Annotated in this window: 13 protein-coding genes; 4 read left to right on the top strand and 9 right to left on the bottom strand. The window is 42.1% G+C overall.

Annotated elements, in window-relative coordinates; genetic code table 11:
• Nucleotides 1–9 precede the first annotated feature (9 nt).
• Both H6A61_RS06255 and H6A61_RS06250 read left to right on the top strand, forming a co-directional pair.
• Nucleotides 10–1,626: a RagB/SusD family nutrient uptake outer membrane protein gene (locus tag H6A61_RS06255; protein ID WP_239469126.1), complete on the top strand. Its 1,617-nt coding sequence runs from the start codon at nt 10–12 to the stop codon at nt 1,624–1,626.
• Nucleotides 1,627–1,706: 80 nt separating this feature from the next.
• Nucleotides 1,707–2,516: a glycoside hydrolase family 16 protein gene (locus H6A61_RS06250; RefSeq protein ID WP_204392140.1), complete on the top strand. Its 810-nt coding sequence runs from the start codon at nt 1,707–1,709 to the stop codon at nt 2,514–2,516.
• Nucleotides 2,517–2,539: 23 nt separating this feature from the next.
• Here the strand turns inward: H6A61_RS06250 and H6A61_RS06245 are convergent, their stop codons facing one another.
• The 9 genes from H6A61_RS06245 to H6A61_RS06205 all read right to left on the bottom strand — a co-directional run bounded on the left by H6A61_RS06245 (nt 2,540) and on the right by H6A61_RS06205 (nt 18,470).
• A complete protein-coding gene (locus H6A61_RS06245) occupies nt 2,540–3,787 on the bottom strand; it encodes a sensor histidine kinase (RefSeq protein WP_204392138.1) in 1,248 nt (415 codons plus the stop codon).
• Nucleotides 3,784–5,145 carry a sigma-54-dependent transcriptional regulator gene (locus tag H6A61_RS06240; protein ID WP_204392136.1) on the bottom strand — a complete coding sequence of 454 codons (1,362 nt, stop codon included), beginning with the start codon at nt 5,143–5,145 and terminating at the stop codon, nt 3,784–3,786. The genes H6A61_RS06245 and H6A61_RS06240 overlap by 4 nt, the downstream gene beginning before the upstream one ends.
• Before the next feature lie 139 nt (nt 5,146–5,284).
• Entirely contained in the window at nt 5,285–7,624 is a 2,340-nt protein-coding gene (locus H6A61_RS06235; protein WP_204392134.1) for an ABC transporter permease, read from the bottom strand.
• Between the two features lie 141 nt (nt 7,625–7,765).
• Nucleotides 7,766–10,102: an ABC transporter permease gene (locus H6A61_RS06230; protein ID WP_204392132.1), complete on the bottom strand. Its 2,337-nt coding sequence runs from the start codon at nt 10,100–10,102 to the stop codon at nt 7,766–7,768.
• 123 nt (nt 10,103–10,225) lie between these two features.
• Nucleotides 10,226–12,616 carry an ABC transporter permease gene (locus tag H6A61_RS06225; protein ID WP_204392129.1) on the bottom strand — a complete coding sequence of 797 codons (2,391 nt, stop codon included), beginning with the start codon at nt 12,614–12,616 and terminating at the stop codon, nt 10,226–10,228.
• A 49-nt stretch (nt 12,617–12,665) separates the two neighbouring features.
• The gene (locus tag H6A61_RS06220) at nt 12,666–15,017 is read right to left on the bottom strand and encodes an ABC transporter permease (RefSeq protein WP_204392127.1); all 2,352 of its coding nucleotides are present in this window, start codon (nt 15,015–15,017) and stop codon (nt 12,666–12,668) included.
• Between the two features lie 80 nt (nt 15,018–15,097).
• A complete protein-coding gene (locus tag H6A61_RS06215) occupies nt 15,098–15,778 on the bottom strand; it encodes an ABC transporter ATP-binding protein (protein WP_154043934.1) in 681 nt (226 codons plus the stop codon).
• Between the two features lie 38 nt (nt 15,779–15,816).
• Nucleotides 15,817–17,076 (bottom strand): efflux RND transporter periplasmic adaptor subunit, encoded by a 1,260-nt coding sequence (locus H6A61_RS06210; protein WP_204392125.1) that lies wholly within the window; start codon nt 17,074–17,076, stop codon nt 15,817–15,819.
• Between the two features lie 17 nt (nt 17,077–17,093).
• Nucleotides 17,094–18,470 carry a TolC family protein gene (locus H6A61_RS06205; RefSeq protein WP_204392123.1) on the bottom strand — a complete coding sequence of 459 codons (1,377 nt, stop codon included), beginning with the start codon at nt 18,468–18,470 and terminating at the stop codon, nt 17,094–17,096.
• A gap of 336 nt (nt 18,471–18,806) precedes the next feature.
• Here H6A61_RS06205 and H6A61_RS06200 point away from each other — a divergent pair, with 336 nt between their 5' ends.
• A complete protein-coding gene (locus H6A61_RS06200) occupies nt 18,807–19,067 on the top strand; it encodes an OadG family protein (protein WP_154043931.1) in 261 nt (86 codons plus the stop codon).
• Nucleotides 19,068–19,094: 27 nt separating this feature from the next.
• Nucleotides 19,095–20,939 (top strand): biotin/lipoyl-containing protein, encoded by a 1,845-nt coding sequence (locus H6A61_RS06195; RefSeq protein WP_204392121.1) that lies wholly within the window; start codon nt 19,095–19,097, stop codon nt 20,937–20,939.
• Nucleotides 20,940–20,941 lie beyond the last annotated feature (2 nt).

Below are 20,941 nucleotides of genomic sequence, written 5' to 3'. Positions count from 1 at the left end.
CTTACTATTATGAAATTTAGATTAAATATATACAGAGGATTGTTGTTGTCTGGATTGCTTATTACAGCAACTTCTTGTTCTGACAGTTTTCTGGATTTGAATAATCCAAACCAGGTTTCGGATAATACTTTCTGGCAGTCTGAAAGTGATGCTTTAATGGGGCTAGCGGCTTGTTATGACGCTTTACAGTCTGATCATTTGTATGATGATAATGTTGACGGTGGAGGATTCGGATTCCTTATGCGTGAAACCAGTACTGATAACGGACAACATACATGGGGAGACTGGATGCAGGGCAGTACAGTGTCTAAAGGTACTTCTGCTACGACAGACGGATGTTTCTCTAACTACTGGAATGCAAACTATGAGTTGATTAAGCGCTGTAATCTCCTTCTTTCTAAAGTGGAGGGCATTCCTATGGAAGATACATCAAAAAATGCAATTAAGGCTGAAGCTATTGCTTTGAGAGCATTAGGATATTGCAACCTAATTTCTCTATACAGGGATGTTCCTTATATTACAGAACCTTTGACATTGGAAAATCCGGAAGCTCCAAAGGAACTGAAAAAGAATATAGTTGATAATATTTTGGCTGATTTGAAGACAAACAATCCTAGCCTTCCTGATAAAGGTACAGAACAGAAAGGAAGAATGTCAAAAGAAGCTGCTTATGCTATAATGGGACGTATTGCTTTATTTGATGCAAGATGGGATGATGCTATTGAAGCTTATAATAATGTTATCGGTAAAGTTTCTTTATTTAAATCAGGTGATGGCTCGGATTTCGAAGCAAACTTTAGAAATCTGTTTAAAGAAGAAAACGAAGGCTGTGATGAAGTCCTCTTGAGTGTTCATTTCACTGGTCCGGGATTAAAGGAAGGTAGTACATTTGGTGTATGTTGGAGTGCCCCGCTTAATGCTATTGAAGCATCTATGAACCTGAGTGATGATTTTTATTGTATTGACGGATTGCCTATTGAGAAGTCTCAATTATTTAAAGGTAGTAAGGAAAAGGGAGGTCATACCAGAGAGAATCCTGACTATGCAAGATACGAAAACCGTGATCCACGACTTAAAGCAACATTAATGTTGCCTGGAATGACATGGAATGGAAAAGAATATACCAATAATCTTCCGGCAAAATCAACAGCTTGCATTCTAAAATGGTTTACTCCTGAAAATACAGCAAATGAATACGATGGAAGCTTGGATTATTACATCATAAGATACGCTGAAGTATTGCTTTCTATGGCTGAGGCTAAAGTGGAAAAAGGCTTGCCTCAAGCGGAAATAACCCAGTATGTCAATGAAGTCAGAGCACGAGTTGGTATGCCTGCTGTAGAAGAAGTCGAAGGCAAAAATTTGTCACAAGATCAGTTGAGAGATATAGTCAGACACGAAAGACGAGTGGAACTTGCTTTCGAGGATTTAAGGCTTGCCGATTTGTACAGATGGGGTGAATGGAAAAATGCTGTCGAAAGAATGAAACATGACAAAGAGTTCTATGGTGATGATTTTGCTGTTTATGATTTCAGCTATAGAGGCCCGCAAGATGAAGTTTGGCCAATACCACAGGGTGAAATTGATACCAATAAGCAACTCGTACAACATGATGAATGGAAATAATATAATAAGAGTTTGAATAATAGGGTTGCTCAAAAGGCAACCCTATTTTTATTAACCTTCTTGATTTTAATATTAGAATTATGTATAAAAAAGTTTACACTCTTATATCATCTTTCTTTATATTGCTTGGTATGTCAGTTTCATCATGCGACGGCCATAATGATGGCAATATATTGTTTATGGATGATTTTTCTGGTGATTCTTCTATCCCTGATACTTCCGTATGGGAACTATGTAAACATGCAAACAATGCCTGGTCGCAACATTTCAAATACGTCAAAGGATACGAAAATGTTAAGGTGGAAGACGGTGTACTCAAACTTAAAGCTTCAAAAGAAGACGGAGTATATAAAAATGGTGGTATCAGAACAAAAAACGGCTTTCCTTGTAATACTCGTCTGGAGGTAAAAGCCAGATTGACAAAACTTGTAAAAGGTGGTTTTCCTGCTATATGGCAGATGCCGATAAATGCGCCTGTATGGCCTAGAGGTGGTGAAGTTGACCTCATGGAATGGGTACAAGGAACTCCTTATGATGTATATCAGACCGTGCATACATATTACATAAACGGTGATTATGGTTCTGCCGGTGTGACCAATCCTAATCGTCCTACAGATTTCGATGTAACCCAATATCATGTTTATGGTGCCGATAGAACAGAGAAAGCTGTAATTTTTTATATCGATGGTGTTGAAACATGGAGATATGAAAATCAAAATCTGCCTTCCGAAGAAATGCAGTTCCCGTTTTGTGACTATCTTTATGACATAATATTGAATTTTTCTCTTGGAGGAGAATTGAACGGCAACCCTACATGGCCTGGAGAAATAGATGACAATGACCTTCCTGGAGAATTATGGATTGATTGGGTTAAGGTGACAAAGATATGATAAATATATGATTTATTGATTTGTCATTTGAACTGTAACTTGAAAACTGTATTCTTCTCATTGCTGCACACCAATGATATACTTCCGTTATGGAGACGCATAATCTGGCGGGAAAGACTTAATCCTACTCCCGTTCCTTCCTGTTTTGTTGTGTAAAATGGAACGAAAATATCCTCATAATTCTCTTTGCTTATAGGATTTCCGTTGTTTGATATGTTCACAATAACGGCTTCGTTAAGGTCTATTTCGGCAGTTATATCTATGGTTGTGGCTTTGGCTTGGATAGCATTCCTTATCAGGTTTACCAGTACTTGCGAAATCTGGTCTTCGTCTGCATAAAGAAGAATGTCTTCCGATTTCTCTACGTAACTTAGTGTTGCTCCTGATGCACTGATTTGTTCACGTGTCAGTTGGGTAACCCTGTCAATAAGCTCTTGCAGATAGAAAGCTTTTTTTACAGGTGCGGAAACACGTGTCAGCGAACGGTAAGTGTCAACAAATTTTATCAGTCCACGGGCTGATTCGGATATTGTGTCAAGGCCCAATTTGAGTTCTTCTCTGTTTACAGGCTTGTTTTCGGATGAAGTTATATCCATCGACAGTGTATGGCTCAGCGAAGCTATTGGAGTTACGGTGTTCATTATTTCATGCGTAAGCACACGGATAAGTTTGTTCCACGACATCTCTTCGTTGCGCGACATTTCGTTGCTTATGTCATTTATAACGATAATCTTAACATTCTTTCCCTGCAAAGAAGTTTCTGATGACGAAACTGAAAGTGTGGTCTGTCCTTTTTCATTGTAGAAAGAGACACGCATTTCGTTATTTGCTTCGGAAATGTTTTCAAAGCATTCCTGTATTTCAGGGCTGACATTTGCCAATTGGCGTATATTGCTTAGCGTAGCTACTCCAAGTATATTAAGTGCTGCCGCATTACAGTATGAAACTTTTCCGCTGAATTTCTCGTTCAGTTCCACTACCACAATACCTGTCTTTACCCTGTCCAGCATCTGACCGTAGTAACGTTCCTGTTCGTTTATTTCCAGTTTCTCCTTTTCGAATATCAGACGTATTCTGTTCAGAGTCTTGTTGAATCTGCGGTACAGTACTTTCTTCTCGTCAAAACGGAAGTTGGTCTCCTTGTCTTCCAGTGCGTCAAGAATGTACGAAACCTTCCGGTGTGTCTTTCGCGCATAATACATACCGGAAATTATTGCAGAGATTAATGCTGTAGCAATAATGATTAATATGACATTTTCATACGAAATCATATATTATATTTTTTCAGTTTCGTATATAGGGTAGGGCGGCTTATGTTAAGCGATTTTGCCACATGAGTAAGATTACCGTTATATCTTTCCATTGCGGCGCGTATGGTTCTTTCTTCCACTTCTTCCAGTGTCTCTTCTCCTGAAGCTGATGCTTGCGGTTGTATCTCATAGCTGTGTTGTCTGTCAGGCAGACAGAAGTCCGAAAGCTGAAGCTCCGTACCGTCGGTCAGGATTACTGCCTTTTCTATCGTGTTCTGCAGTTCGCGGATGTTTCCGTTCCATCTGCATGAAACCAATGCTTTTTCCGCTTCAGTTGAAATTCCCGATACCTCACGATGATATTTCTCGGCATATCTCTTTATGAATATTTCTGCCAGAGGTATGATCTCATCAGTCCTTTCTCTAAGGGGAGGGAGTTGCAGATGCATGGTGTTGATACGATAGTAGAGGTCCTCGCGGAACTCGCCGTTTCGTATCATTTCCTCAAGATTGCGGTTGGTGGCACAGATGAGGCGGATATCTACAGGAGTTGATTGCGAACTTCCCACCTTGCTCACCGTTCTGTTCTGAAGCACTCTGAGCAACTTGGCCTGTAGATTAAGAGGAATATTTCCTATTTCGTCAAGAAACAAAGTGCTGCCGTTTGCCTGTTCTATTTTTCCCACACGGTCTGTATGAGCGTCCGTAAAGGCTCCTTTTACATGTCCGAACAGTTCGCTTTCGAACAGTGTTTCCGTTATCGCTCCTGCATCCACACAAACCATCGGCTTCATGCCTCTATCCGACAGACGGTGTATTTCTGCCGCAAGCACATCTTTTCCCGTACCGTTTTCTCCCGTAATGAGAATGCTTGCGTCTGTTGAGGCTATTTTGTTTACCGTACGGAATATATTTTTCATTGCAGGACTGCTTCCCCAGTGCATTGTCGCAGCCTGGCTTATCGCAGGTTTTATGCTTTTCTTTTTTGTTCCTGCATCCCTGTGCTTGTAGGCAGCATCAAGCACAGAAATCAGTTTCTCGTTTTCCCAAGGCTTTACAATGAAGTCGAATGCTCCGCGCTTCATTCCCTCTACCGCCAGTGATATGTCGGCATAAGCGGTGAAGAGTACAACTTCAGTCGTAGGGCTTGTCTTTTTGATTTCCGAAAGCCAGTACAGTCCCTCATTTCCGGTATTGGCAGACGACTGGAAGTTCATATCCAGCAAAATCACGTCAGGCATAAATTCTCTTAACTGTGAATTTATGACGTTTGGTGACGCCACAGCCTTTACTTCCTTGAAGTATTTAGGCAGTAGCAGTTGGAGTGCTGCCCTTATTCCGCTATTATCATCTACTACTAATATTTTGGCTTTGTTCATGTTCACTTTTATACTTTGTTGTGCAAAAATATAAGTTTTGGAGTTTATTTTGTCCTGTTGACTGAAAAATTATCCGCAGACACATCCATTCATCACGAACAGATGTAGTCTGCGGGTTAATTAGAGAGAGATTTTTTATTTATTCTGTCTCCAATGATATGTTTGGAGATTCTAGTGCCAGCGAATTATATCTCATAACTACAAGTATTGCCGTAAGTACCTGTATGAACAGGAACACCAGCAGGAATATCCACCATGACACATTTACTTTCATTGCAAATCCCTGGAGATATTCGTTTATTGCTATCACTGCTACGGGTATCGAGATTATGAAACCTGCCATAACAATAAAGAAGTACGGCTTGTTTCCCAGCCAAAGCACATCGGTGTAGTCAGCTCCGAACACTTTGCGGAGGGCTATTTCCTTTCTCTTATGCTGAATGTCGAATATTACCATAGAGAAGACGCCGACCAGTGACAATACTATTGCTATTATTGAAAAACATAGCATTGTGTTGGCGAAGGAATTCTCACGCTGATATTGTGCGGCAGCCACATTGTCGTAGAACAATACTTCTGTAGGATATTCGGGTTCCACTTTGCTGATTATCTCCTTTATGTGGGATACCGCCTCAGTTCTGTCGTATCCGGAAGCGAGTCTCACAAACATATCCGATAGATACCCGCTTTCAGCCGGTAGGGAAATGAAGCATACAGCACTCTGGCTTTTGCGCATGGATGTGAAGTTTACATTGTCGCATATACCTATTGCTTCCGCTTCCATGGAAGGTATATTTCCAAGTTCTACACCGTAATTGTCCTTCATATATCGGTTTACTATAATGTCTCCTTTGCTCGTTTTCGGGAATGTTTTCCCTTCTGTCATCTTTATTCCCATCACCTCCGGAAAATCGGGAGTGACATATATCAGGAAGCTCGGAATGTCTGTTCCGTTATATTCTATTCCCTCAGTGCAGTAAGTGTCCTGTGCCCCGAATCTTTCGGACGTGAATGCCACATTCTCTATTTCAGGATATTTCTGAAGTTCTTCCTTTATCCATGCGCCTTTGTTCTTTACTATATCGCTTGTCAGTCCTACAATGGCTATACGATCCTTGTCAAACTTTGGGTCGAACTGAAGCATCATCCTGTTCTGCAGATAGATTGCCGCTATGAACAGAATCAATGAGCACGAAATGGCATACTGCACGCACAAGAGAGCTTTCTTGATTTTCATACCAGAAGAACTTAAGTTGAAGTTGCCTCTCATTGCAAGTTCTCCGGTATATGATGTGGCGAAAAATGCAGGATATATTCCAGAAAGTATTCCTCCGGACAGAGCCAGAAGCAGTGTTATGATTACGATGGAAGAATTCTTCCCGAAACTGAACACTGTGTTTACGATTCCCATTTCCGTGACAGCAGGAGAGAGGAAAACAACTGCAATCACAGCTCCGACAAATGCTATGAGCGACAGCAGGACAGTTTCCTGAATTATCTCCATACGTATCGTACGGGTGTCCTCGCCAAGTATTATCCTGGTGTTGATGGTTTTCAGTCTTGACGGAATGAGCGAGGTATAGAAATTTGTGAAGTTCAGTAGGCCTACAATGATTATGAGGAATGAGATAATGGTCAGTACATTGTATTGTGTGACGCTTCCGCTCCGGAACACACGTCCGTCTGACTTCTCTTCCTGAAAATATACGTCAACCAGCGGTGTGAGATAAATAGGGGTGAGACCACGGTATTTATCAAACTCGAACTTGCTGTTGAATTCATCCTCCACAAGAGAAACATTCGCGCTGTCGTCAAGACGGAGATAGCATACGAAATTGCTTGCCCCGAAGTTCTGAAGGAAGAAATCCGGAATCTTCATGTATATCTCGTTCCGTATCTGCGAGTTTGCGGGCAAGTCCTTGTAAACGGCACCTACAGTCCATTTGTCGGAACGCAGAAATCCGGTACCGGACTTAATCTTCACCTGTTTACCTATGGGGGATTCGTTGCCGAAAATCTTGCGTGCCGTACTTTGCGGAATGGCAAGCTGTTCGTTCTTTGACAGTGTGGCGGGATCGCCTTCTACAATCTTTATTCCGAATACCTTGAAAAAGTCTTCACTCACCACATTGGCGGTTTCTATGAATCCGCTGGAAATTCCGTCTTTCATAGTGGTGATATATACCTCGCCAAGGAACGGACATACCACAGTTCCCGCTACGATATGGCTTGAAGAGCGTATCACCTCGTCCGAAAATCCCGGAGGAAGTATCGAACGGAAAATGGTATTGTTGTCCGAAAGATCCACCCTGTAGATGTTCCCGGCGTCAGGATGGAATCTGTCGAAGCCTTTTTCGAAGTCCAGTTGTACGGATATGAGCATAAAGGCGCTGAATGCCAGAATCAGACCGATAAGGCTCATAAGCATTGGAACGAAGTATTTCCTCAACGTATATTTTATGTTTCTCAGTGCTTGCATATTAAGTTTGAGTTCTTGAGTTTTTAAGTTTTTAAGTTACGAGTTGACAAGTTGACGAGTTGACAAGGTTGCCGTCCGGATGGAGAACCTTGTTCACTTGTAACTGGAGCCTTGTCAACTTTAAAAAGAGGCTCGTCTCTTTTATTCATTTTTAAGTGACAATACCGGATTGGCATTCGATATTTTCAGGCTGCAGATTACCACAGTAGCTACTACTATTATAGCCACTATCAGGTCTGCTGCAATGAAATATAGCAATGACAGACTGACTTTCTCGGCAAACTGTTCCAGCCAGAGTCCTGCCACATAATATGCCAGTGCGTCGCCTATGATAAAGGCAACAACGAGCCATTTCATTATGCCGGCCACGAAAAGCGAAAGGATTTCTGCCGTGGTGGCTCCATTTATCTTGCGTATGGCAATTTCCTTGCTTCTCCGTTGTGCTTCATCGCGAACGTATCCCACGAGTCCGAGGAAGGCTATCGCTATGGAGAATATACTTCCGGCAAGGATGGTATTCTTCATCTTCTTGTTGTCGTCATACATGCTGTTCATTACCTGTTCGTATGAGAAAACCTCCATCTCCTTTTCGGTAATCACTTCACTCAGTTTGTTCTGAATTCTGTTTATTGTCTCAGGATTGATGTCCTTTACCTTTATAAGTATGTACGGCATATATTCATTATCAGCCTTGCCAGTAAAGCGTACGCTCGGACGTTTGTCCATTCTGTTCAGCAGTCCGATACGGTAGTCCTCGTAAACTCCCGAGATTGTCAGAATTCCAAGGTTCATTGCCGAAGAGTCTGAATGCTCGGTCAGATAAATACCTTTTCCTATAGGGCCGTCGTTCCAGTCTGTAAACTCTTTCATCTTTTCCACGAAGCTGCGGCTGACGGCAATCTCGTTTTCTGCGGCAGGCACACGTCCTTCAATTATTGGAATGTCAAAGAACTTGAAGAACCCTTCTGTACCGGCATACTGGTCGGCTATGTTGAAAAGTTCGCTGTCACTCCCGGGGAGATAGACATTGTTTCCCGAGCAATAGTCGAATGGAAGAGTGTATGCCCTCTCCACGTCAACCACATCTGGAAGCGATGATATTACTTCCACGCTTCTCGATGCCTGTACTTTATCTACTCCTCTGACATTATAGTATAACACGTTGTCGTAATTATATCCCGGATCATCATTCAGAGCCTTGTCGTACTGAGCGGCAATGATGAAAACGAAACTCAGAAGGAACACGTTTATGATGAACTGGACGAACAGCAGACAGAGTTTCCATTTCCTTTTGTTCTCCTTGTAGTTCATGAACGCCACGCTTACCGGAATCTTGTTGTAAAGATATCCCGGAAGCAAAGCCGAAACCAGAAACAACACCAGTATCACTCCGCAGAGTACAATCATCGTCTCTTTTATGAAAAGAGCCTCCAGACTGACTCCAAGCAGATATTCTATCGTCTGTCTGAATCCCAATATCATGAGGAATGCCAGAAGCAGTGAGAAGAACAGATATACTGATGTCTCTTTAATCAGCATACCGTATATGTTTGTTCCTTCTGCGCCATAGCATTTGTGGATACCTATCTCCTTCGAGCGTTTCACCATTTCCGATATGGATATAAGCATATAGTTCATCAGTGATATCAGAACCAGTACAAACGAAACTACGGAAAGGATGATTATAAGATTCCTTACGTACGGTTCGGATGTATGAAGCTTATGGAACGGACTGAGTACGCACCATATCTTGTATCCGCTGTTTTTCAGTTCCTCCATAGGCAGGTTCTTGTCCATCATTTTGCGTATGGCTGGATCGATGGATTCGGGTGTAACACCTTCTTCAAGTTTTACGTATCCTTTGTACCGGTCATTTCCAAGCCAATTGTCAGTACTTTCCTTAGGATAAGTTTCCATTGAAAGCAGAATGTCGTAATACAGACTTCCGTTTTCCGGGAAATCTTCATATACTCCTCCTATAGTGAATTTTAGTTTGGGCGCCTCTTCGTTGTAAATAATTCTTCCTACTGCCTTGTCAATGCCTCCCATCTTTTCGGCAAACGAACGGCTTACCATAATGTTGAATCTCTGAGCCAGTACTTCCTTCGGGTTTCCTGCCAGTATCTTGCGGTCAAAGACATCGAAGAATGCGGTATCCGCCAGGACCAGCGTACCGGTTACAAGAGCCTTTTCTTCCGTATAGAATTTGTCGCTTTCAAAAAGGAAGGTGGTACGTGTGGCGCTTTCCACTCCCGGTACATATTTCTTGAATCCCGGAGCGATACCGCCACTCACCTGATCATATTCATTAACTTCGCCCCTGAGTGAATAATTCGGTTTTATCAGATATATCCGTTCCAGGCCTTTGTAGAAATTGTCGTATGACGACTCAAAGCATACCTTGGCTATAAGAATACATCCTATGGCAAGACCTATTCCTAGAGACAATATTTTCAATATGTTGTTGAACTTGAGCATATTTTTTCGTTTTTATGTTACGAGTTGACAAGTTGACGAGTTGACAAGGTCTTATCCGGATGGAGAACCTTGTTTCCTTGTAACTGGAGCCTTGTCACCTGAAAAGAAGCCTCGTCATCTCTTTTATTCATTTTTCAGCGTTTCAGCCGGATTTTCCGAAGCTGCCTTATAACTGCATAGTGTGACAACTCCTACGGTAATTATTGCTACCATTACGAATGCTAGCAGGAATACCCACCAGTGCAACGGAGAGCGGTAGGCAAATGTGCTATAGTAATAATCCATTACAATATATCCCACAGGTGCAGCTATCAGGAAGCTTATAAGCAGTATGTAGAAGAACTTGCGGTTGAACATCTCCAGTATCTCTCGTATGCTTGCCCCATGAACTCTTCGCAGACCTATTTCCTTTCTGCGGAACTTGGTTTCGAACATAAGCAGACCGATTATTCCCATCAGTGATATGATTACTGCAAGTATGGTGAACAGCGTTATAAGGCTGATTAGTTTCTGTTCCTTACGGTATTGTGTTCCAAGTTCCTCGTCGAAGAACTTCAGGTTTATTTCTTCGGTGTTGAAGTTCGGCGAAATATCGGCCACCACTTCTTTCACTGCCTGAAGTACTTCGCTGTAAGTAGCTCCAGGATTGCTTCGGATATACAGGTGACATACAGGCCACCACGGGTTCTTGCCGAAAACATAGAATGCGAACGGTTCTTCCTTATAATGAAGTGGCTTGAACTTGAAGTTCTCACAGAAACCGGCAATATCAGTTTCACCTATATGTCCGCTAACTTTGCTCTCAAGGCTGAATCCGAATTTTTCTTTAGCAATTTCGTTGAATATGAAAATACCTTTTTCGCATTTTTCGTCTGCCTGTGTGAAGTCACGTCCCTCAACAATATCTATACCCATAAACTTCAGGAAGTTGTATGAGACTGGATAGCTGATGAAGCTTATATTCTTACCGTTGAATTCTCTTCCCCAACCCATTCTATATACGCTGACCAGAGATGATGCTCCCCATGCCACTTCCTTGATGGCAGTCTTCTTCTGAAGTTCGGTAGTGTATAAATCGTGATTGTTTGAGTTTACCGGAACGTATGCCGTGAACAGCGATTCCTTATTGAATCCCATGTCGTAGTTCATCATATAGTCGTATTGCATCTTGATGAAGAATGCGCACAGCACGAACAGGATAGATATAAAGAACTGGAAACCTACAAGTATATATCTGAATGACTTGCCTCTGCTCACTGTGCCCATTGTACCCTTAATGGCAAGGGCAGGAGAGAATGAAGTGACGTGCATTGCAGGATATATGCTTGACGCAACAGTCATTATCAGTGCGACAAAAACTGTCAGTATCGCCACTGCGGCATTATATCCAAGATCCAGCGGACAGCTTATAAGTTCGGCGTATGTGGAACTGCCTATAATCTTTATCACAATATATGAAAAGAAAAGCGAAACCACCACCAATATAGCCGATTCAGCCATAAAGCCCATTACAAGCGACAATCTGGAACTGCCAAGAATTTTCCTTGTATTTACAGAACGCAGTTTTGCCGGAATCTGTGCCATGAAGAAGTTCAGATAGTTTATCAGTGTGATGACAAGTATAAGCACTGATACTATGAACAATGTTATTGTAGTGATAATGTTACATTGGTAAACTATGGTATTGTCTGTAATTTTTAACTCGAACTGAAATCCTTCCAGCGGGAATATTTTTACTGTGTTTCTGCCTACGTATTCGTCTATCTCTTCCTGAGTAGGAAGTTCCATATCCGGATTGGAACTTATCATTTCGTTGACTAGATTTTTAGTAAAGTTGGTGGCATTTTCGCTGAAAGCATTTACGTTGTTCTTGTCATTAAGTTTTATAAAATATCTGTAAGACCATTCGCCGAAATTGTCTAATGACTCTTTCTCATAAATATTACTGTACAGAAGATCTGTTTCTCCGAATATGGAGTTCATCGCCATGTCCTTGAAAATGGCAGAAACGGTTCTCTTGTCCTTTTCGCCTTCCAGTTGAATTGCATCGCCAAGTTTCAGGTTCAGTCTGCGTGACGCTCTTTCGCTGAGTGCCACTACATTTTCTTCACCTATACCCTGGAAAGTACCTGCAACGGCTTCTATTCCGAATACGTCATATGTGCCGCTTGTCACCTGCATGGTGTTAAGCTCGAATGTCCTGTTGTCATTGCCGTCTGCTATTTTTATTTCAGTCTGAATATTCCCTTGTAGAACAGCATACGATTCAACCATTGACGACTGTTCTATCAATGATTCCATAACAGGGCGGCTCATGTTCACACTGTATTTCCCTTCGTCGAACCAGTCCTTATGTGTCACAACGAATATACGGTCCAAGTCTTTGATTTTGCTGTTGTAGTTCCAGTCGTAATTCACCTGAACCATTATAATATATATTGCTGCAAAGGCAACTGTCATACCTAACAGATTAAGTATTCCTGCACCTTTGAATAGTCTGATAATGTTTCTCATCACTTTGATTTTTTAAAAGTTATTATAGATACTATAGTCAAGTTCTTTATTATTCACTTTTAAGATTATTCACCGGATTGTCCGATGTGGTTTTCAGGCTGATAAGCCAGACGGAACCTAACGAAAAGACAACCACCAGGGCAAAAGCTGTTACCGGTATCCACCACTGGAAGTAAGGATCATATTCCACAAACTTGTCTATCTGACGTATGCCAAAATAGATGAGCGGAACAGCTATAACCAAACTTATGAGCAGTGATTTCATTGAGAACTTCATCAGGTTGCATTGTTCCATCCATGAATTTGAACCGAAAACCTTGCGTATGGATATGTCGCGTTTGCGTTGTGATACGAAGTAGAGGCTCATGGCTGTAAGTCCCAATAATGATATGATGAGTGCCGCAAATGTGAAAATGACGATAGTCTTGTTCAGACGTGTTATATTGTCGTATGTATTGAGCACTTCGTCATGATACCATTTTGAGTCGAAAGGTATTCCGCCTATTATTTCGTAAAACAAGTCATCAAGCTGTCGTTTGTACTCCTCATTCGCCGATGTGGTTTCTACCAGCACATTCCATGGTGAAACCTTTTCTACCGGAAGAATTCTCATCTGAAGAGGATGAACTTCATCCATCAATGAGCGTATCTTGAAGTCCTTGAACTGACCTATAATGTTGAATTTATCTCCATAATTATTGACGTAATAATCAGGGCCCTGACCTATTGAACTTAATTCTTTCATGGCATTTTCGCTTACGAAATAGCCATTGTCGGTGTTCCCGACTCTACGGTCTTCTGTAATCTTGATGTCAAACATCTGCAAGAATGATGAATCAGCAATGAATGTCTGAAAACTCATACATTTCAGTGTGTCGGCACTGTTTAAATAGTTTGTATAGTTGTTTCCTCCATCGTTTGGTGTTCCGCAAGCGAAAGAAACTCTTTTTACGAAAGGCAGTTTCAGTGCCTCGCTACGGAACTGTCTCATCTGCTCATTGCCCGCCATGACAGGATAGTCTATTATACTGCCATATTCATAACCAAGAGGAGCATTGAGTATTCTGTATATCTGCATGCTGAAATAGAAAGAACAAGTCAGCAATGCTATAGTAAGACAGCTTTGGAATATATTCAGTCCGCGGAAATACACCAGTTTGGTCTTGCGTCGGAACGTTCCCTTTACCACATCCATAGGATTGTATCCTGATAATATTGATGCCGGCACGATGCCTGACGCGAATGCCAGAACCGCAACAAGCAGGATGTATGATATTACTGTAATATATGATACGTCGCCCAGTATATCAAGTTTAACTTTAAGCAAATCCATGGCGTATGGCTCCACTGCCAGTGCAAGTATGAAGGATATAATGAAAGATGCTGCTGTAAGTATAAACGACTCAAGTATCATTCGCCAGAAAATATCTTTCCGTGAAGAGCCTAAGATACGTCTTGTCGCCATTTCCTTTGCTCTGTAGCTGGTCTGCGCCACACTCATACTCACGTAATTGAATATAGCCATCAGCAGGACGAGTACTCCTATTATTATAAAGGTCACAACAACCTTATAATTGTACTGTTTCAAGCCTATTGAAGACTGTATGTCTGAAAAATAAAACTCACGGACAGGAATGAATTTTACAGTTTTGTATGTTCCGCCTTCGTATATCCAGTAAAATGTCTTGAGATATGAAACTATATCGTCAGCCTTGGTGTTAAGATCTGTGTTCGGTAATAGACGGAAGAATAGATTTGCCCCACCTGAATTACTCATGTGTGTATTCTCTATTGCAGAACCATAATTATAGTATTTTATATTTTCGAATGGTAAAATTATTTCCCATTCATGAGGAATGACAGAGTTGTCTATATCCTTCATAATACCTGTAACTTTGTATTCGTTTGTTGCCATTGGCTGTATAGTCTTGAAGGTCTTGCCTATACAATCTGTGGTTCCGAACATCTTAATAGCTGCCGACTGGCTTATGACTGCATTGTCATTCGAAATCAACACATCATCAGGATTTCCATACAGAAGAGGAAAACCGAAGAAACTGAAGAAGTTCTTCTTTGCCATACCTACGTACAAAGTCATCTGTTTGTCTTCAGACATTACCGGATATTCAACACATCCGGAAATGGCACACCATTCCTCTATTTCGGGATAGCGGCTTTGCAGTTTGTCTCCTAAATTGTAATGTCCAGATGCATCTTCTTCGCTTGCCATTATATACGTCCTGTCGGCATCCTTCATATCTTTATCTACAGTAAGTTGCCTGAATACCATGTTCGATATCAGCAGTATGAACATGAGCGAGATGCTTAGTCCTGCAAGATTTACCAACGTGAAAACCTTGTTTCGGCTCAGGAACTTAAAGTATGTCTTATATTCATTCATATCATCTTGAGTTTTTGAGTTTTCAAGTTTTAGAGTTTGTTCTCAACAAACTCTAAAACTTAAAACTAACAGACTTGTATTTACAATTCATTTCTTACATCGCCCACGATACGTCCGTCGAAAAGGTTGATGATTCTTTGTGCGACTGACGCGTCTTTCTGTGAGTGTGTCACCATTACTATAGTTGTGCCTTCAGAGTTCAGTTCTGTCAGCAGATCCATAACTTCCTTACCGTTCTTTGAGTCGAGGTTACCTGTAGGCTCGTCGGCAAGTACCAACTTAGGGTTTGACACTACGGCACGGGCTATTGCCACACGCTGCTGCTGACCACCGGACAACTGCTGTGGGAAGTGGTGTGAACGGTGGCTGATGTTCATTCTTTTCAGAATCTCCGTAACACGCTGTTTGCGTTCTGCCGCACCGATGTTGAGATATTTCAGAGGCAGTTCCACGTTTTCAAACACATTCAGTTCGTCTATCAGGTTGAAGCTCTGGAACACAAAACCAAGGTTACCTTTGCGGAATTTTGTACGTTCGCGTTCTTTCAGGTTTGCCACTTCCTGTCCCAACAGTTCATAGCTGCCTCCTGTAGGATTGTCCAGCAGACCGAGGATGTTCAACAATGTTGACTTGCCGCATCCTGACGGCCCCATGATAGCTACAAATTCACCTTCGTTTATTTCGAAAGACACTTCGTTCAATGCTGTAGTTTCAATTTCTTCTGTACGGAAAACTTTGCTGAGGTTAGTTACTTTAATCATATTGTTTGAGTTTTTAAGTTTGTGAGTTTTTAAGTTTATTAATTCAACACCAGACAGTCATTGTTACCGAAATTGTCATATCCAGATGTGATGACCTTTTCTCCCGGTTGCAGACCTTCAAGCACTTCGTAATACTGAGGGTTCTGACGACCTATACGTATTTCTCTTTTATAAGCTTTCGAACCGTCCTCGGTAATCACATAAATCCATCGTCCACCTGTCTTTTGATAGAATGTGCCGCGAGGAATCATTATGGCTTCTTCAGGTTGTCCCAATTGCAGGTTCAGATAGTATGTCTGGCCTGTGCGGATATTCTCAGGCTGTGCTCCGCTGAATTTGAAGTCGGCTTTGAACTTTCCGTCGCGTACTTCAGGATAGACCTTGCGTATGACGGCATGGAACGATTCGTCCTGTCTTTCGAAATCGGCTTCCAGCCCTGAAGTGACACGGTCGATGTAGTGTTCGTCTATCTGGGCCTCTATCTTATAGCTGTCAAGGGTATTTATCTGTCCAACTTTGCTGCCCGACGGTACAGACTGACCGAGAACAACATCAAGCAACCCCAGTTCGCCATCTATAGGGGCAGTAATCACAAGGTTGTCTTTTCTCTTGCGTATCATCTGCATATTGATTCGCATATTGCTCAGACTTTCCTGCATCTGTTCCACCTGTACGCTGCGGTAAAGGCTGTCCTGTATGGAACGTTCCTTTACGAGTTCCAGTTTGTCCTTTGCCAACTGATAGTCTTCTTCGGCTTTCAGATAGTCCTCTTTGGCTATCAGGTCTTCGGCGTAAAGAGATTTTTGCGATTCGTATGTTCTGCGATAGCGTCTTACTTCCATTTCCAGTTGCAGCATTTCCTGATTTACGCTCAGACGTTGCTGTTCCATCGAAATCATTGTATTGCGGAGGATATTTTCCTTTTCTGCAAGGTCGGCTTCCGAGTTCAATATCTGCATATCGAGGTTTTCGTTTGTAAGGCGCAGGATTCTGTCGCCGGCTTTTACGTGCGAACCTTCTTCCATGAATATCTCTTTCACCACTCCTGTTTCAAGGGGACTAAGCTGTATGGTTGTCATCGGCTGTACCTGACCTGAGATACGGATGTAGTCATTGAATTCGCCTTTCATAACCTTGTTTATTGATAGGGTTTCCGCATTCACTCTCAGTGTGCTTACATTGTCTCTTATCAGGATGTATCCTATAAGGCACAACAGCAGCCCACCACCCCAGTATGGTAAAGCTTTTTTGCTGAACACCAGTGCCATTCCTTTTTTCTTTTCTATTGCTCTGTCCATGATATGTTATACTTTTTTTATTGTTCTATGTAACTTATTCCTTTATAATATTTCACTACGCTGCGTTTCAAATAATATTGCAGCAGTGCGTTCAGCTCTTCCGCCTGTGAGTTCAGGAAAGAATTTGTAATTGTCTGATAGTCGATAGGGGATACCATGCCCTGACGCATCTTCTTTTCGTGTAGCAGATAGGTGGCTTCCTGTGCCTTTGAACGTTTCATGGCAAGTACAAGCGACTTGCGGGCACCAGTCTTGTCCTGTATTGCACGCTGTACTTCAGACTTGATGTCGTGTACTGTCTGTCGGTATTGTGCCTCGGCGCGCCGGTACTCGTTTTTCTTTTTCGAAAGGTTTGAAAATTTTGAAAGTCTGTCATAAATAGGAAAGGACAGGCTCAACTGAATGTATTCGCCGGAGTTGTTTTTCCACTGCGAATTGAATGACGGTACATTGTAAGAGTCGTTTCCCGGATAACTGTAGTAACTGGTTGACCATCCACCACTAAGCGACAGACTTGGAAGAAACTGCCATTTTGCCGTGTTCAATGCAAATTTGGCTTTGTCCATCGTGCCTTTGGCTATGAGTGCTGATGGCTGTGAGCTGACCGCGTAATCCATTATTTCATCCGCTCGGTCCTCTTCTTCCACCAGTGCCGAATATTTTTCGTCTATCATCGTGCGGTCTATCTTGAGCTCTTCCTCCACGGGCCACATCATTACGGATTTCAGTGTGAGCAGTGCATCCTGGCTGTTGTTGTACGATGTCTCCAGTTGATATTCCCTGTCGGCAAGGTCGGCCTCCATCTGTGCCACATCAGGTCGGCTTTTCTGTCCCGTTTCATATTGTTTCTGCATCAGCAGCAAGCTGGCTTTCGAGTTTTCCACTTGTTTACGGAGAACTTCAGTCATTTCAGTGTGGTACAGTACATTGAAGTATGCTTCCATAACTGCCAGACACAGTTCATCGCGCAGCTTGTCTTCCTGCGAGATTCCCATCTTTACGGCTGTCTGCGAAATTCTGATATTGTTGATGGCGGAAAATCCGTTGAACAGTGTGATGCTTGCGCTCAGTGAATAACCGTTATTGAAAGATGTGGTATTGGTATAGGTGTTTGTTTCAGGGTCCACGGCACGTCCGAAATTACTGTAGGCGTATGTTCCTGCCGAAACAGACGGGGTGAATGTCTTTAGTATCGCATCGCGTCTCTCAGTACGGGCGTCGGCATTGTCAAGTTTTTGTATTTCATTTTTGGTGGAATATTCTATTGCATATTCCATACAGTCGCGTAGTGTCATTGTACGTAAGGTATCGGCAACGGATGTGGTGTCGCTTCCGTAAGTCATGCATTGCGTTCCTGCCAAAATTAGAATTATGGGTATAAATATTTTTTTCATTTTACGGTTGTTTTTACACTAACTATAATGCCATAACCGTGCCAGAAATGTAATTCGTTGATATAGTGATAGTTGATAAAAATGACTGTTGTGGCAACTGTAAGGTTTCTTTACAGTAGTGTAAAGATGGATTACACTGAGGTGTAAAATATAATGTATGAATGACAATATTGGGATTTTATTCTGATTAAATATGTAAAATGTATTTCAAAGTTATGAATGTTGATAATTTAAAAGTTTTTTGTATCAATGCAATATATTTAATTGGTATATTTGGGCGCCTTTTAAGCGGCATGGCTTTAAATGGTGTCGATAATACATTAAAATTAGATATATATGGAAAATATTGGAACAGGTCTGATGCTGATGCTCGTAGGTATGTGCACGGTATTCGTAATCCTTCTCATTATTATCTGGCTTAGTACTCTTCTGATTAAGGCGGTTAACAAATTTGCTCCACCCGAAGAGGAAGTCAAACGTAAGCCTGCAGTAGCAACAGTTTCATTGGAAGAGGATTCCGTGAAGGCGATTAACATTGCAGTGGAAAAACTTACAGGTGGTAAGGGCAAGGTAATGAAAATTGAGAAGTTGAACTGATTAAAGAAATGAAAACACATTAAGAAAATGGAAAAAGAAGTAAAATTCAGTCTGGTCTTCCGCGATATGTGGCAGAGTGCCGGAAAATATGTACCACGTGTTGACCAATTGGTAAAGATAGCTCCTGTGATAGTGGAAATGGGATGCTTTGACAGAGTTGAGACTAACGGAGGCGGTTTTGAACAGGTAAATCTGCTGTTTGGTGAAAATCCTAATAAGGCTGTGAGAGAATGGACTAAGCCTTTTCACGAAGCAGGCATCCAGACACATATGCTGGACCGCGCGTTGAACGGACTGAGAATGAGTCCTGTTCCGGCAGACGTAAGAAAACTGTTCTATAAGGTAAAGAAGGTTCAGGGAACTGACATTACACGTACTTTCTGCGGATTGAACGATGTACGTAACATTATCCCTTCAATTCATTATTCTCATGATGCCGGAATGATTTCGCAGTGCTGTCTGTGCATCACATATTCGCCTATACATACAGTGGAGTATTATCTTGATATGGCAAAGAAACTTATCAATGCCGGATGTGACGAAATATGTATCAAGGATATGGCAGGTATCGGACGCCCTGCATTCCTCGGTAAACTTGTTGCCGGAATCAAGAAAATCAAGGATATAACAATACAATATCACTCTCATGCAGGTCCCGGATTCAATATGGCTTCAATTCTTGAAGTTTGCAAGGCCGGATGCGATTATGTGGACTGCGGTATGGACCCTCTGTCATGGGGTACCGGACATGCTGACGTAATCAGTGTGCAGGCAATGCTTAAGGATGCCGGTTTCAAGGTGAAGGAAATCAATATGAATGCATATATGAAAGCCAGAACCATGATACAGGAATTTATGGACGATTTCTTAGGCTTGTATATCAGTCCGAGAAACCGTATGATGAATTCTTTGCTTGTAGGTCCGGGACTTCCCGGTGGTATGATGGGTAGTCTGATGGCTGACCTGGAAACAAATCTGGAATCAATCAATAAATATAAGGCAAAGAACAATTTGCCACTTATGACTCAGGACGAATTGCTCATCAAACTGTTCAACGAAGTTTCATACGTATGGCCACGTGTAGGTTATCCTTGTCTGGTTACTCCTTTCAGCCAGTATGTAAAGAACCTGGCAATGATGAATGTCATTCAGATGGAAAAAGGTAAGGAACGCTGGGCTATGATAGCAGACGATGTATGGGATATGATACTTGGTAAGGCAGGCGCACTGGCAGGTCCGTTGGCAGATGAAATAGTAGAGAAGGCAAAGAGCGAAGGCAGGGTATTCTTTACCGGCAATCCTCAGGACAATTATCCGGATCAGCTTGACAAATACCGTCAGATGATGGCTGAAAAAGGATGGGAGACGGGTCAGGACGACGAGGAACTGTTCGAATACGCTATGCATCCGGCTCAGTATGAGGCTTACAAGAGCGGAAAGGCTAAGGCTGACTTCCTGGCAGACGTGGAGAAACGTCGTGCTGAGGCTGAAGGCAGTTCAATGCCTAAGGAAGGTACTCAAGTGCTCACTGTAGATGTGAACGGAAAGCCTTATCGTGTGACTGTAGCTTTCGGTGACACAGCATTGCCAGCACAGTCTGCGTCTGCTGATGGTGCTCAGCAGGTTGCTGCATCTGGTGAGGGCAAGGATGTGCTTTCTCCGCTTGAAGGAAAATTCTATCTTACTAAATCGGCTCAGGAAACACCTTTGAAGGTTGGCGATAAGGTTAATCCGGGTGACACTCTCTGCTATATCGAGGCAATGAAGACTTATATAGCTGTAAATGCCGAGTTTGGCGGTACCGTTACGGCCATCTGTATGAACTCCGGCGACTCTGTATCTGAAGATGATGTATTAATGAAGATAAAGTGATA

This window comes from Bacteroides caecigallinarum, from assembly GCF_016901995.1.
Lineage (GTDB): Bacteria > Bacteroidota > Bacteroidia > Bacteroidales > Bacteroidaceae > Phocaeicola > Phocaeicola cellulolyticus.
The sequence above is the reverse complement of the archived record's forward strand: the minus strand, read 5'-3'. Positions and strand labels throughout refer to the sequence as shown.

Coding starts and splice junctions, on each gene's coding strand:
- H6A61_RS06255 (WP_239469126.1), top strand. CDS start 10: ATGAAATTTAGATTAAATATATACAGAGGATTGTTGTTGTCTGGATTG.
- H6A61_RS06250 (WP_204392140.1), top strand. CDS start 1,707: ATGTATAAAAAAGTTTACACTCTTATATCATCTTTCTTTATATTGCTT.
- H6A61_RS06245 (WP_204392138.1), bottom strand. CDS start 3,787: ATGATTTCGTATGAAAATGTCATATTAATCATTATTGCTACAGCATTA.
- H6A61_RS06240 (WP_204392136.1), bottom strand. CDS start 5,145: ATGAACAAAGCCAAAATATTAGTAGTAGATGATAATAGCGGAATAAGG.
- H6A61_RS06235 (WP_204392134.1), bottom strand. CDS start 7,624: ATGCAAGCACTGAGAAACATAAAATATACGTTGAGGAAATACTTCGTT.
- H6A61_RS06230 (WP_204392132.1), bottom strand. CDS start 10,102: ATGCTCAAGTTCAACAACATATTGAAAATATTGTCTCTAGGAATAGGT.
- H6A61_RS06225 (WP_204392129.1), bottom strand. CDS start 12,616: ATGAGAAACATTATCAGACTATTCAAAGGTGCAGGAATACTTAATCTG.
- H6A61_RS06220 (WP_204392127.1), bottom strand. CDS start 15,017: ATGAATGAATATAAGACATACTTTAAGTTCCTGAGCCGAAACAAGGTT.
- H6A61_RS06215 (WP_154043934.1), bottom strand. CDS start 15,778: ATGATTAAAGTAACTAACCTCAGCAAAGTTTTCCGTACAGAAGAAATT.
- H6A61_RS06210 (WP_204392125.1), bottom strand. CDS start 17,076: ATGGACAGAGCAATAGAAAAGAAAAAAGGAATGGCACTGGTGTTCAGC.
- H6A61_RS06205 (WP_204392123.1), bottom strand. CDS start 18,470: ATGAAAAAAATATTTATACCCATAATTCTAATTTTGGCAGGAACGCAA.
- H6A61_RS06200 (WP_154043931.1), top strand. CDS start 18,807: ATGGAAAATATTGGAACAGGTCTGATGCTGATGCTCGTAGGTATGTGC.
- H6A61_RS06195 (WP_204392121.1), top strand. CDS start 19,095: ATGGAAAAAGAAGTAAAATTCAGTCTGGTCTTCCGCGATATGTGGCAG.